Raw genomic sequence first — 13,217 nt, 5'->3', positions numbered from 1 at the left:
GAAATCAGCCGATTTCCGGGAAAATAGAAAGAGTATTGACAGATCGCTCGGCTTTTGAGAGCCTCGCATCAGTCAAAAGCGCTTTCAATTTTGAGGATAATCGGAAGCGTCAACGGAGGAGTTTGACAATGAATATTTCCCTGAAGACTTTGTTCCTGTGCGGAACCGTATTTTGCGGCGCCGTTTCGGCTCAGGCGGCCGAACTTTCGATCGCCGCCAACTCGACCGGCAAAAACATCGCATTTTTCAAGGAGCGGATAGCCGCCTTCGAAAAAGAAACCGGTCACAAGGTCAATCTCGTCACCATGCCGTCATCGTCCAGCGAACAGTTCAGCCAGTACCGGCTGTGGCTTGCCGCCGGCAACAAGGATGTCGACGTCTACCAGACGGACGTGATCTGGGCGCCGCAGCTGGCCGACCAGTTCGTGGATCTGACCGCAGCGACGAAAGATGTCATCGGCGATCATTTCCCCTCCATCGTCGCTTCGCAGACGGTAGACGGCAAGCTCGTCGCCATGCCGATGTTCACCGACGCGCCAGCGCTTTTCTATCGCAAGGACCTTCTGGAAAAATACGGCAAACAACCGCCGAAAACCTGGAAGGAACTGAGCGAGACCGCCAAGGAAATCCAGGACAAGGAGCGCGAGGCTGGCCAGAAGGACCTCTGGGGCTTCGTTTTCCAGGGCAGCGCCTATGAAGGCCTGACCTGCAACGCGCTGGAATGGATCGCCTCTGCCGGTGGCGGCCATATCGTCGAGACCAACGGCGATATCTCCGTGAACAATGAAAAAGCCGCGGCCGCCATCGAAACCGCCAAGGGCTGGGTCGGCACCATCGCGCCGCAGGGCGTGCTTGCTTACAAGGAAGAAGAAGCGCGCGGCGTCTGGCAGACCGGCAATTCCGTCTTCATGCGCAACTGGCCCTATGCCTATGCACTGGGCAATGGCGACGACAGCGCCATCAAGGGCAAGTTTGGCGTCACCCCGCTGCCCGCCGGTGCGGAAGGCGAGGCCCCTGCCTCAACACTCGGCGGCTGGAACCTCGCCGTTTCGAAATATTCCGACGATCAGGAAGCGGCCATTCAGCTGGTGAAATTCCTGGCGTCGAAGGATACCCAGACGATGCGCGCGATCCAGCTCTCCAACATGCCGACGATCGCATCCCTTTACGATGACAAGGATGTCGCCGACGCGCAGCCCTTCATGCCGACATGGAAACCAATCTTCCAGACCGCCGTTCCGCGTCCCTCCGCCGCGGCGAAGGTGAAATATAACGAAGTTTCCGCCAAGTTCTGGGGCGCCGTGCACAACACGCTCTCCGGCAACGGCACGGCGGCTGAGAATCTCGAACTTCTCGAGGTTGAACTGACCGATCTCAAAGGCAACGGCTGGTAATCCGGCCCGCGCGGGCGGCGGTCTCGCCTGATCGCCTTCCGCGCCCCAACCGCGAGATATCCCCATGAACGACATCGCCCTTCAAAAACCGGTCGCGGCATCCGGCACCAGCTCCGACCTGCAATCGGAACGCCTGAAATCCGCCTGGCTGTTCCTTGCCCCCACATTTCTGGTGCTGGCGCTGGTGGCCGGCTGGCCGCTGGTGCGCACCGTGTGGTTCAGCCTCACCGACGCTTCGCTGACCAATCTAGAGGGTGCGCAATTCGTCGGCCTCAAGAACTATCTCACCTGGATCACGCTCAGCAGCGGCCGCACCATCTATCGCGGCCTTCTTGCCGATCCCGCATGGTGGGGCGCGGTTCTCAACACACTCAAATTCACCATCCTCTCTGTCAGCTTCGAAACCGTGCTAGGCCTCGTCGTCGCTCTGGTTCTGAACGCGGAGTTCAAAGGACGCGGCTTTGTGCGCGCCGCCATCCTCGTGCCATGGGCCATTCCGACCATCGTCTCGGCGCAGATGTGGGCGTGGATGCTGAACGACCAATTCGGTATCCTGAACGACCTGTTCCTCAATCTTGGGCTGATCTCCCAGAAGATCGCGTGGACAGCCAATCCGGATACCGCAATGGTCGCCGTGCTGATCGTCGATATCTGGAAGACGACGCCGTTCATGGCGCTGCTCATCCTCGCCGGCTTGCAGATGGTGCCGAAGGACATGTATGAGGCGGCCAAAGTGGACGGCATCCACCCCGTCAAAGTGTTCTTCCGCGTCACGCTGCCGATGATCAGGCCCGCGCTCATGGTCGCTGTCATCTTCCGCATGCTGGATGCGATGCGCGTCTTCGACCTCATCTACATTCTGACGCCGAATAATGCCCAGACCCGCACTATGTCGGTGCTGGCGCGCGAGAACCTGTTCGATTTCGACAAGTTCTCCTACGGTGCTGCAGCCTCCACCATGCTGTTCCTCATCATCGCCTCGATCACCGTCATCTATATGTGGCTGGGGCGCGTCAACACCGATGGAGCCGCGCGATGACCCTGCCAAGCATCCTGAAAACCACCGCGTTTTATGCGCTGGTCGCCGTCATCATGGTGATTTCGGTATTCCCGTTTTACTACGCGATCCTGACGAGCCTGAAATCCGGCTCGGCGCTGTTTCAGGTCAACTACTGGCCGCGTGAATTCTCGTTGACCAATTACAACTTCGTCATCGGCAACGGCACGTTCCTACGCAATCTCGGCAATTCGCTGTTCGTTGCGTCTTCAGTCGTCGTACTGTCGCTGTTCCTTGCGGTAACGGCGTCCTATGCGCTTGCACGTGTCCGTTTCCGGGGCCGCTCGCTGCTTCTGCTCACCATCCTCTCGGTTTCGATGTTCCCGCAGATCGCCGTTCTTGCCGGCCTGTTCGAACTGATCCGCTGGGCGGGCATCTTCAACACGCCGCTCGCGCTGATCTTTTCCTACATGATCTTCACCCTGCCCTTCACGGTATGGGTGCTGACGACATTCATGCGAGACCTGCCGATCGAAATCGAGGAAGCGGCAATCGTCGATGGCGCAACACCATGGGTCATCATTACCCAGGTCTTCATGCCGCTGATGTGGCCGGCGCTTGTCACCACAGGGCTTCTCGCCTTCATTGCGGCGTGGAACGAGTTCCTCTTCGCGCTCACCTTCACCTCATCGAACGAACAGCGCACGGTCCCTGTCGCCATCGCGCTCCTGTCGGGTGGCTCGCAGTTCGAAATCCCCTGGGGAACGATCATGGCGGCCTCCGTCATCGTCACAGCACCCCTCGTCGTCCTCGTTCTGATCTTCCAGCGACGCATCATCTCCGGCCTCACCGCCGGCGGCGTCAAAGGCTAGGAGAAAATAAATGACCACCATTCAACTGCGCGATCTTCGCAAATCCTTCGGCGCCTTCGATGTCATCAAGGGCATCGACATGGATATCCGCTCCGGCGAATTCATGGTCTTTGTCGGCCCTTCCGGCTGCGGCAAGTCCACGCTTCTGCGCCTGATCTGTGGGCTGGAAGAGATTTCGAGCGGCACCCTGTCCTTCGACGGCGAGGCGGTGAACCGCCTGCCGCCCGCCAAACGCGGCGTCGCCATGGTCTTCCAGTCCTATGCGCTTTATCCGCATATGACCGTGTTCGAGAACATGGCCTTCGGCATGAAATTGTCAGGTGCGAACAAGGAACAGCGCAGGAAACGCGTGGAAGCGGCGGCCGAGATGCTGCAGCTCACACCCTATCTGGAACGTCTGCCGAAGCAGCTTTCCGGCGGCCAGCGCCAGCGTGTCGCCATCGGCCGCGCCATCGTGCGAGATCCGAAGGTGTTCCTGTTCGACGAACCGCTCTCCAACCTCGATGCGGCGCTGCGCGTCGCCACCCGTCTGGAAATCGCCAAGCTGCATCGCGAAATGCATGACACGACAATGATCTATGTTACCCACGATCAGGTGGAGGCTATGACGCTCGCCGACCGAATCTGCGTGTTGCGTGACGGCCGCGTCGAGCAGATCGGCACGCCGCTGGAGCTTTATGAAAGCCCTGTCAACACCTTCGTCGCAGGCTTCATCGGCTCGCCGAAGATGAACTTCCTCACCGGCAAATATGCCGAAGCCGAAGGCGCAAAAACCATCGGCATCCGCCCCGAACACATCACCATCGCCCCCAACGGCGACGGCTGGAGCGGCGAGATCGTGCATTCGGAAATGCTGGGATCGGACAGCTATATCTATGTCGAGATTGGCGCGGATGAACCCGTCGTCGTTCGTGAAGAGGGCGTGACCGGCCGCACGGCGGGCGAACGCATCGCCGTGCGGCCGGATGAGGCTCAAATCCACCGTTTCGACGCCGAGGGCCGGGCGCTTACCCGCAACCCTGCCAGGGGTGCCGCCTGAACATTCAACTTTCGCCGGGCTCACCCGAAGTCCCGGCTTTCACCGAGGAGCATGACAATGACCATCAACACCGTTGTATGGGGCGAAAATATCCACGAACACATCAACGAGACGGTGCGTTCGATCTATCCAAACGGCATGCACAACACCATCGCCGACGCGCTGAACCAGAACCCTGAGATCAATGCCACGACAGCTACGCTGCAGGAGCCGGAACACGGGCTTTCGCAGGAGCGCCTCGACAAGACCGACGTTCTCGTCTGGTGGGGCCACAAGGACCATGGCGCGGTTCAGGATGAAATCGTCGAGCGTGTCGCCAAGCGCGTCTGGGAAGGCATGGGCCTGATCGTCCTGCATTCCGGCCACTTCTCCAAGCCGTTCAAGCGTTTGCTGGGCACGCCATGCGCGCTGAAATGGCGTGAGGCAGGCGAACGCGAGCGCCTGTGGACGATCAATCCGCGCCACCCGATTGCCGCCGGCCTGCCGGAACATTTCGAGCTCGAAAACGAAGAAATGTATGGCGAACAGTTCTCCGTGCCGGAGCCGCTGGAAACCGTGTTCATCTCCTGGTTCCAGGGCGGCGAAGTCTTCAGATCCGGCCTCACCTGGCGTCGCGGCGCCGGCAACATCTTCTATTTCCGCCCCGGGCACGAAACCTATCCGACCTATCACGATGCCAATGTCCAGAAGGTCATCAGCAATTCGGTGAAATGGGCCTATAATCCGATTGGCGCACTGAAGAGCATTCACGACGCCCCTAATGTCCCCATCGACAAGGCGCTGGAGCCCATCGAAGAACGCGGTCCCAAGCTGCACAAGGCAGGCGAAGCAGGTTACAGGTAAACACCATGAGACTTCTCATTCTCGGAACCGGCGGCATGGCCAACAATCATGCCACCTATTTCTCACAAATTCCCGGCGTCGAACTGGTCGCGGCGGTGGATGTGGATGACGTGGTGGTGCGCGGCTTTGCGCTCCGCCACAACATCCCGCTTTCCTTCACCTCGTTGGACGACGCCATCGCCTGGGGTGAATTCGATGCGGCAGCCAATGTCACGCCGGACGCAATCCACCACCCGACCAGCCTGAAGCTGCTTGCGGCCGGCAAGCATGTCTTCTGCGAAAAGCCGCTGGCGGAAAACTACGCCAAGGCCGCCGAAATGGCCGATGCCGCCGAGAAGGCTGGCCTCGTCGCCATGGTCAACCTCACCTATCGCAACGTCGCACCCTTGCAGGCGGCGCGTGAAATGGTGTTGGCCGGCGAAATCGGCAAGGTGCGGCATCTGGAAGCCTCCTATCTCCAGAGCTGGCTCGTTTCCAAGGCCTGGGGCGACTGGATGACGGAGAGCAAGTGGCTGTGGCGGCTTTCCACCAAGCACGGCTCGAACGGTGTTCTGGGTGATGTCGGCATTCACATTCTCGACTTCGCCTCTTATGGCGCGGGCAGCGATGTGGAACGCATCTTCACGCGGCTGAAGACCTTCGACAAATATGAAGGCAACAAGATCGGCGCCTACGATCTCGACGCCAATGACAGCTTCACCATGACCGCCGAGCTTGAAAACGGCGCCATGGGCGTCATCCATGCCAGCCGATGGGCAACGGGCCATCTCAACGAACTTCGTTTGCGCATCCACGGCGACAAGGGCGCACTCGAAGTCATCCACACGCCCGACTACTCCAGCCTGCGCGCCTGCATCGGTGACGATGTGGAAAAGGCGATCTGGAAGACGATCGATGTCGACCCGGTGCCGACGAATTACGAAAAATTCGCCAAGGCGGTGATGGAAGGTGGCGTCGCCGACCCGGACTTCCGCCACGCCGCCAATCTGCAGAAGGTGCTCGATCTGTCGATCATTGCGGATCGGGAAAGGCGCGAGCTGACCGTTTCGGCTTGAGTTGCAGGAGAGCGGCGGCGTAAGCCGCCGCCTCCAATACTGCAGCGTGTAACTGTTATCTCCCGTCACCCCGAATCTAGCCCGGCATGACGGAGGTAATACCTCAAACGCCTCGCTTATTCCCCCACAACAGCACATGCAGCTGCGGCAGCACGCGGGCGGAAAACCAGCGATCCACGCTGACCTTGTCCACCAGCCACAACATCCGGTCCATCACCCCATCGATATCGACACGCGCATCGTCGTCATCCGGCGGTGGCGGGGTGTGGTTTCCGGGCTGGAGATAGACAGGCAGATGCGGGAAACGTGCGGATGCCGCCTTGGCATAGGCATAGTCCGCATCGTCGAACACCACGATCTTCAGCGCCACCTGCGGTCCGTCACCGGCGGCGGCAAGACAGCCTTCGAAGGCTTGCCAGTCGGTTTCCATTTCGCTCGATGGCGGCTTGGGGCTCAGCACCAGATGGTCGAGATCGGCAAACCAGTCTTTGGCGATACTGCCCTGCGTTTCCAGCGCAAAGCGATACCCCTCGCGCTGCCCCTTCGATATCAAAGATTCGAGCGGCTGGATGGCCGGATTGCCGCCAGACAGCGAGACCGTCAGCGGCACGCCGCCGGACAGTCGCCGCACCTCCTGCCATATTGCGTCGACCGACATGGGTTTCCACGTTTCGCGATAATCGCTATCGACCGCGTGCAGCGTGTCGCACCAGGAACAGCGATAATCGCAGCCGCCGGTACGCACGAAGACGGTCGGCAGACCGATCAGCAGACCTTCGCCCTGAATGGTGGGCCCGAAGATTTCGCTGATGCGGATCGTTGTGTCCTTCGCTGCAATCTTGTGTGCAGCCATCGTCATGGCCGGTATTCCGCCCAGGTCTTGGCGGTTTCGCTGACGCGCACGGCGCTGGTTTCCGGCAGACGCTCTTTGCACCAGTCATAAAAATGCTTCGCCAGGCATTCCGCCGTCACCCGGTCATGGCCGAGAACGTCATTCAGGTGGCGATGGTCGAACTTGTCGTCGATGTAGTGCTTCAGCGGCGCAAGCTCATGATAATCGCGCACGAAACCGTGCTCGTTCAGCGCTTCGCCTGCCAGCTCGATCTCGACAATGTAATTATGCCCATGCAGGCGATTGCACTGGTGATCCGACGGCAGGCTTTTCAACTGGTGAGAGGCGGAAAAGTGAAATTCCTTGGTGATGCGGAACATCAGCGCACCTCCTGCGCCGCAAAGGCGTGGGTGGCCGCCACCCAGAAGTCCGGGTCCTCATAGTCTGTCGGATCGGTGACGCCTGCCAGATGAAAGGCCTCGCGCCGTTCCACGCAGGTGCCACAGCGGCCGCAGTGGCGCAAGCCGCCCTTGTAACAGGACCATGTTTCACCGAAGGGCGTTCCATATTTTGCACCATCGGTCACGATGGCCGCCTTGGAAACGGTGACGTAGGGCGCGAAGAGTTTCACATCGGCATAGCCTTCAAGCGCGTGCACCTGCATGGCGTTGAAGCTGTCGATGAAGCCCGGCCGGCAGTCGGGGTAGATGAAATGATCGCCGCCGTGCACGGCAATCGCCACCGCATCCGCCTGCTGCGCGGCAGCCAGCCCAAAAGCAATGGTGAGCATGATGGCATTGCGGTTGGGCACCACGGTGGAGCGCATGGTCTCCTCCGCATAGTGGCCATCAGGCACCTCCACATCGTCGGTCAGTGCGGAACCGGTGAGATGCGTGCCGATGGTTCTGATATCGATAATATGATGCGGCACGCCGAGCCGTCTGGCGCAATCGGCGGCAAAATCCAGTTCCTTCCTGTGGCGCTGGCCATAATCGAAGGAGACGAGAGCGAGAAGCTCATGTTCCGCGGCGATTTTATGCGCGAGCGAAACGGAGTCCAATCCGCCGGAGCAGATGACGATAGTTTTCATAATTTAGGATCCCTTGTTTTGACCGGGTGGGCTGCGACCGGATACGGCGCGGCTTTAAAGCAAAGCGAAGGGATTGTGAAGGGCTGCCGCTAAAACAGGAAAGCGGCGAAGTCGCCTTCGCCGCTTTCCGGATCATAAACGCATTAGCGCAGCAGCGCCTGCGCCTCCTCGATGCCGAGGGCTGCCGGCTGTGTGCAGGTCGTTGTCATCTCGATGAAGCGGCCTTCCTCACCGGACTTCAGGATCGAGGTCATCACGTCGATACCGTGCAGGGAGCGATCCAGCGAGCAACGTGCATCACGGCCCTCCAGAATGGCAATCGCCATATCGGCAAGGCCGGCCGTGCGGTAATTGGCGCGCGGGCCGTGGGGACTTTCCTGGTTGGAAATGCCGAAAGGATGCGCCCAGTCTTCCAGCGGCTGGATATTCTTGTCTCGGCCGCTGGCTTCGACAACCCCGCCGAAGAAATTGGGGTCCGGCACATAGATCGAGCCTTCCGTGCCGTAGAGTTCCATATTGGCGTGGCGGTGTGACCAGACATCCCAGCTGGCGGAAAGTGTGATCGTCGCACCGTTCACAAATTCCAGCAGCGCGTGGATATTGGTCGGCGTTTCGACGGGAATGACCTCGCCGTTCAGCGGCTGGCTGGTCACCGTACGGGTCGGATTGGCCATGCTTGTCAACGCGCCGACGCGCTTTATCGGGCCGATGAGGTTGATGAGGTTGGCAACGTAATAGGGACCGAGATCGAGGATCGGCCCGCCGCCCTTCAGGAAGAAGAAGCCCGGATTGGGGTGCCACATCTCCATGCCGGGGCTCATAACGTGGCAGGTTCCGGACGTGATGCGGCCGACCTTGCCGTCATCGATATATTGTCGGGCAAGCTGATGCGCACCGCCGAGGAAAGTATCCGGGGCGCAGCCGACGGAGAGATTTTTCTCGCGGGCAATGCGCCGCAGCTCCTCACCCTCTTCCAGCGAAAGCACCAGCGGCTTTTCCGAATAGACGTGTTTTCCCGCCTCAAGGGCTGCTTTCGACACCGGGAAATGTGCGGCGGGGATGGTGAGGTTCACCACCACATCGATTTCGGGATTGGCGAGCAGTTCCTCGATGGACTGCGCGACAACACCGAATTCTTCCGCCCTCAGCTCCGCCGCATTGCGGTTGAGATCAGCGCAGGCCAGCACCTTGATGCCCTTGAAGAGCGGTGCCAGCGAAAAATAAGCAGACGAGATATTGCCGCATCCGATGATGCCGACGCCAAGATCTCTGGCCATGATTTAAACTCCGAAAATTGAAACTTAGTAGGTTTTGAAGGACGCGATCGAGCGGGTGATCAGCCGGTCGATATCCTTCGGATTGTCGTGCTCGACCACGAAATGTTTCGTGGCGGATTTCGCCTTCAGCGCCGCGACGAGGCCTTTCCAGTCCACCGTGCCATGGCCGACATCGGCCCAGCCGTCCTCATCCGCATTCTCGCCAGCCGGCGCGATATCCTTGACATGCACGGCGGAGATGCGCTTGCCGTAGCTTTCGATCCAGGCGAGCGGATCGGCATTGCCTCTGATAATCCAGGCGATATCCGCCTCCCATTTCAGGTCCGGGCCGCCGGCAAAAATCTGCTCCTGCGGGGTGGAGCCGTCGGCGAGCTGCTTGAATTCAAAGTCATGGTTATGCCAGCCGAAAGTCAGACCGGCATCCACGAAGGGCTTTCCGGCCTCCTGCAGACGCTTGCCGAAGGCAAACCAGCCAGCGGCGTCTGTCGGGCGCTGATCAGGCATCAGATAAGGGCAATAGATTGCCTCTACACCCAGAACCGTGGCAATATTGAGCGCCTTTTTCGGGTCACCCTCGAGAAGATCGAGGCCGAAATGACCGGTCGGCATCGAAAGGCCGTTGGCTTCGAGTTCGGCGCGCAGGCCTTTTAGGCCTGGTTCATCCAGCGAAGCATACATCGCGCCATAACCCTCGACATGTTTATAACCCGCAGCCGAAAGCTTTTTCAGAATATCGGAAAAAGGCTGGAAATTGCGGGCGCTGTAAAGCTGAAAACCGAGTTCTGTCATTGTCTCCTCCATAGAGATCTGGGTCTTGGGATTGTGTGGGGGAAATCGGAGGCGTTCTAGAGCCGCTCCTCGCTTTGCGCGTCGAACAGTGAGGCCATCGTCATGTCGAGGCCGAGGCGCACCTTCGTGCCCGGAGAGAACCGCCTGTGGCCGCCGACGCGGACCGACATGGTGTGCCCGGCATGTTTCAGCCAGATCAGATTGTCGGCCCCCATCGGCTCCTCGATATCGACGATTGCCTCATGCACTTCGCCACCGACGATATCGGCATCGACCCGCACATGTTCCGGGCGCACCCCGAGAACGACGGCGCGGCCGCCGGCCAGCGGCGTTTCCGCATGATAACCGTCCAGCGCGAAGGTGACGCCGTTGGTGGTGAAGACCACCTTGCCGTCCTTTTCGATCAACTCGCCGCGCAGAAAATTCATCGAGGGGGAACCGATGAAACCGGCGACGAAGAGGTTCCGCGGTTTGTTGTAGATGGTGACGGGGTCCGCCAACTGCTGGATGACGCCGCTCTTCATGATGGCGATGCGATCCGCCAGCGTCAGCGCCTCGATCTGGTCGTGCGTCACATAGATCATGGTGTTCTTCAGCGACTGGTGCAGCCGCTTGATTTCGACACGCAGTTCCGAGCGCAGCTTGGCGTCGAGGTTCGAGAGCGGCTCGTCGAACAGGAACACATCCACATCGCGCACCAGCGCCCGACCGATCGCCACGCGCTGGCGCTGGCCGCCGGAAAGCTCGGCGGGCTTGCGCTTCAGCAAAGGCTCGATCTGCAAAATGCCCGCCGCCCTTTTGACGCGGCGGTCGATCTCCTCCTTCGGCACCTTGGCGACCTGAAGGCCGAAGGACAGGTTCTTTTCCACCGTCATCTGCGGATAAAGCGCGTAGGACTGGAACACCATGCCAATGCCGCGATCCTTCGGCTCTTCCCAGGTGACGTTGCGGTCCTTGATGTATATCTGTCCGTCGGTCGGTTCCAGAAGCCCGGCAATGCAGTTGAGAAGGGTCGACTTGCCGCAGCCGGACGAGCCGAGCAGCACGAGGAATTCGCCGTCATAAATATCGAGATTGAGATCTTTCAGCACGGCAACGGCGCCGAAGGACAGTGAAAGATCGCGGATGGAAACGCTTTTGTTCATATAGCTCAACCTTTTACTGCGCCGGCGGCAATGCCGCGGACGAAAAGCCTGCCGGAGACGAAATAAACGATCAGCGGCACGGCCCCGGTCAGAAGCGTGGCGGCCATGTTGACGTTGTATTCCTTCACGCCCTGCACGGAGTTGACGATGTTATTGAGCTGCACCGTCATCGGGTAATATTCCGGCCGGGTGAAGACGACACCGAACAGGAAATCGTTCCAGATGCCGGTCACCTGCAGGATCATCGCCACGACGAAGATCGGCAGCGACATGGGCAGCATGATGCGGAAATAGATTTGCCAGAAGTTCGCGCCGTCGATGCGCGCTGCCTTGAACAATTCCTCCGGCAGCGAAGCGAAATAGTTGCGAAACAGCAACGTCAGGATCGGCATGCCGAAGATGGTGTGCACGATGACGAGACCGGTCAGCGTGCCATAGACACCCATTTCCCGCAGCACGATGACGATCGGATAGATCATTACCTGATAGGGGATGAAAGCGCCGATGATAAGGATCGAGAAGAACAGCTCTGATCCCTTGAACTTCCAATTCGCCATAGCGTAGCCGCTGACGGAAGCGACGATGATGGAAATGACCACCGATGGTACGAGAATGCGCACGGAGTTCCAGAACCCACGCGAAAGCCCGTCGCAGTTAAGCCCGGTGCAGGCATTCGCCCAGGCTTTCACCCAGGGTTCGAAAGTGATTTCCACCGGCGGCGCGAAGATGTTGCCGAGCCGGATTTCCGGCATGCCTTTCAGCGAGGTCACGACCATCACGTATAGCGGCAGCAGGTAATAGGCGGCAGCCACAAACAGCGTGCCGTAAAGAATGATGTTGCGGCGTGAGAAGGTTTTCCTCGGTTTCCTGCCGCGAGGGCCGGAAAGGTCCGGGGCAACCGCATCGCTGGCGGCGACAACCGTGTTCAATGTGCTGATATTAGCCACGCTTCTTGCCTCCGAATTCGAGGTAGGCCCATGGAATGACGATGATCGCGACCGTCAGGAGCATCATTGTGGAGGCGGCAAAGCCCTGCCCCAGATTCTGCGCCTGAAACATGTAGTCATAGACATATTTCGCCGGCACTTCGGACGCGATGCCCGGCCCGCCGCTCGTCTGCGCCACGACCAGATCGTAGACCTTGACGATGCCGCTGGCGATGATGACCAGCGTGGTGATGAAGACCGGCCGCATCATGGGAATGATGATGAGAATATAAGTCTTCCACATCGGAATGCCGTCGACGCGCGCCGCCTTCCAGATATCCTCGTCAATGCCGCGAAGACCGGCGAGCATCAGGCACATGACGAGCCCCGTGCCCTGCCAGAGCGCGGCAATCAGAATGCCGTAGATGACGATCTGGGAATTATAGAGCGGATCGAAAGTAAAGCTTTCCCAGCCCATCGAGCGGACCACGGACTGGATGCCGAATTCCGGGTTCAGCAGCCATTGCCAGACGAGGCCGGTGACGATGAAGGACAGGGCGAAGGGATAAAGGAAGATCGTGCGGAAGGTGTTTTCAAAGCGGATCTTCTGATCCATCAGCGCCGCCAGCACAAAGCCGATAACGAGGCTGAAAATCAGCGACAGAATACCGTAGATCGCCAGGTTCTGGATGGAGACGATCCAGCGTGGTGCTGCCCACAAACGCTCATATTGATCGAAGCCGATAAAGCTTGCCCGCGGCAGAAGCTTGGAATTGGTGAAGGAATAAACCACTGTCCAGATCGTGCCGCCGAGGAAAATCACCATCGCGGTCAGGATCATCGGAATGGAGGCAATCTTGGAATTGAGATTGCGGAAAAGCTGGTTGGGGCGCCCTGAGCGCGCTTGACCTGCCATGTTACCTCCTCCTGTAACGTTACAGTTAGCGGTCAGGCAAAA

14 protein-coding genes are annotated in these 13,217 nt (G+C 59.3%); 6 read left to right on the top strand and 8 right to left on the bottom strand.

Features of this window, described 5'->3' with window-relative positions; all coding sequences use genetic code 11:
* Positions 1 to 128 precede the first annotated feature (128 nt).
* The 6 genes from PL599_RS01810 (at position 129) to PL599_RS01785 (ending at position 6,200) form a co-directional block, all read left to right on the top strand.
* On the top strand, positions 129 to 1,394 hold the full coding sequence (locus tag PL599_RS01810; protein ID WP_269823572.1) for an ABC transporter substrate-binding protein: 1,266 nt from the start codon (positions 129 to 131) through the stop codon (positions 1,392 to 1,394).
* A 64-nt stretch (positions 1,395 to 1,458) separates the two neighbouring features.
* Positions 1,459 to 2,433 (top strand): carbohydrate ABC transporter permease, encoded by a 975-nt coding sequence (locus PL599_RS01805; protein ID WP_269823571.1) that lies wholly within the window; start codon positions 1,459 to 1,461, stop codon positions 2,431 to 2,433.
* Positions 2,430 to 3,263, top strand: coding sequence for a carbohydrate ABC transporter permease (locus PL599_RS01800; protein ID WP_003510927.1), 834 nt, complete (start codon positions 2,430 to 2,432; stop codon positions 3,261 to 3,263). The genes PL599_RS01805 and PL599_RS01800 overlap by 4 nt, the downstream gene beginning before the upstream one ends.
* Positions 3,264 to 3,273: 10 nt before the next feature.
* The gene (locus PL599_RS01795) at positions 3,274 to 4,302 is read left to right on the top strand and encodes an ABC transporter ATP-binding protein (protein ID WP_269823570.1); all 1,029 of its coding nucleotides are present in this window, start codon (positions 3,274 to 3,276) and stop codon (positions 4,300 to 4,302) included.
* Positions 4,303 to 4,359: 57 nt separating this feature from the next.
* On the top strand, positions 4,360 to 5,145 hold the full coding sequence (locus PL599_RS01790; protein WP_271358780.1) for a ThuA domain-containing protein: 786 nt from the start codon (positions 4,360 to 4,362) through the stop codon (positions 5,143 to 5,145).
* A 5-nt stretch (positions 5,146 to 5,150) separates the two neighbouring features.
* Positions 5,151 to 6,200: a Gfo/Idh/MocA family protein gene (locus PL599_RS01785; protein WP_269823569.1), complete on the top strand. Its 1,050-nt coding sequence runs from the start codon at positions 5,151 to 5,153 to the stop codon at positions 6,198 to 6,200.
* A gap of 103 nt (positions 6,201 to 6,303) precedes the next feature.
* Here PL599_RS01785 and queE read toward each other — a convergent pair whose 3' ends face one another.
* The 8 genes from queE to PL599_RS01745 all read right to left on the bottom strand — a co-directional run bounded on the left by queE (position 6,304) and on the right by PL599_RS01745 (position 13,175).
* The gene (gene queE / locus PL599_RS01780; RefSeq protein WP_269823568.1) at positions 6,304 to 7,059 is read right to left on the bottom strand and encodes a 7-carboxy-7-deazaguanine synthase QueE; all 756 of its coding nucleotides are present in this window, start codon (positions 7,057 to 7,059) and stop codon (positions 6,304 to 6,306) included.
* Entirely contained in the window at positions 7,056 to 7,412 is a 357-nt protein-coding gene (gene queD, locus PL599_RS01775; protein ID WP_077985005.1) for a 6-carboxytetrahydropterin synthase QueD, read from the bottom strand. The genes queE and queD overlap by 4 nt, the downstream gene beginning before the upstream one ends.
* Positions 7,412 to 8,122 carry a 7-cyano-7-deazaguanine synthase QueC gene (gene queC, locus PL599_RS01770; RefSeq protein ID WP_269823567.1) on the bottom strand — a complete coding sequence of 237 codons (711 nt, stop codon included), beginning with the start codon at positions 8,120 to 8,122 and terminating at the stop codon, positions 7,412 to 7,414. The genes queD and queC overlap by 1 nt, the downstream gene beginning before the upstream one ends.
* 143 nt (positions 8,123 to 8,265) lie before the next feature.
* Positions 8,266 to 9,399, bottom strand: a complete 1,134-nt coding sequence (locus tag PL599_RS01765) for a Gfo/Idh/MocA family protein (RefSeq protein ID WP_077985007.1) — start codon at positions 9,397 to 9,399, stop codon at positions 8,266 to 8,268.
* Between the two features lie 24 nt (positions 9,400 to 9,423).
* Positions 9,424 to 10,188, bottom strand: coding sequence for a sugar phosphate isomerase/epimerase family protein (locus PL599_RS01760; protein ID WP_142911929.1), 765 nt, complete (start codon positions 10,186 to 10,188; stop codon positions 9,424 to 9,426).
* Positions 10,189 to 10,244: 56 nt separating this feature from the next.
* Positions 10,245 to 11,333, bottom strand: coding sequence for an ABC transporter ATP-binding protein (locus PL599_RS01755; RefSeq protein ID WP_077985297.1), 1,089 nt, complete (start codon positions 11,331 to 11,333; stop codon positions 10,245 to 10,247).
* 5 nt (positions 11,334 to 11,338) lie between these two features.
* A complete protein-coding gene (locus PL599_RS01750; RefSeq protein WP_137411610.1) occupies positions 11,339 to 12,280 on the bottom strand; it encodes a carbohydrate ABC transporter permease in 942 nt (313 codons plus the stop codon).
* A complete protein-coding gene (locus tag PL599_RS01745; RefSeq protein ID WP_077985009.1) occupies positions 12,273 to 13,175 on the bottom strand; it encodes a carbohydrate ABC transporter permease in 903 nt (300 codons plus the stop codon). Before PL599_RS01745 ends, PL599_RS01750 begins: the two co-directional genes overlap by 8 nt.
* Positions 13,176 to 13,217: the final 42 nt, after the last annotated feature.

Source organism: Agrobacterium sp. ST15.16.055 (assembly GCF_027956555.1).
Taxonomy (GTDB): Bacteria; Pseudomonadota; Alphaproteobacteria; order Rhizobiales; family Rhizobiaceae; genus Agrobacterium; species Agrobacterium salinitolerans.
Note: the sequence above shows the minus strand (reverse complement) of the source record. Positions and strands in the feature narration are given on the sequence as shown.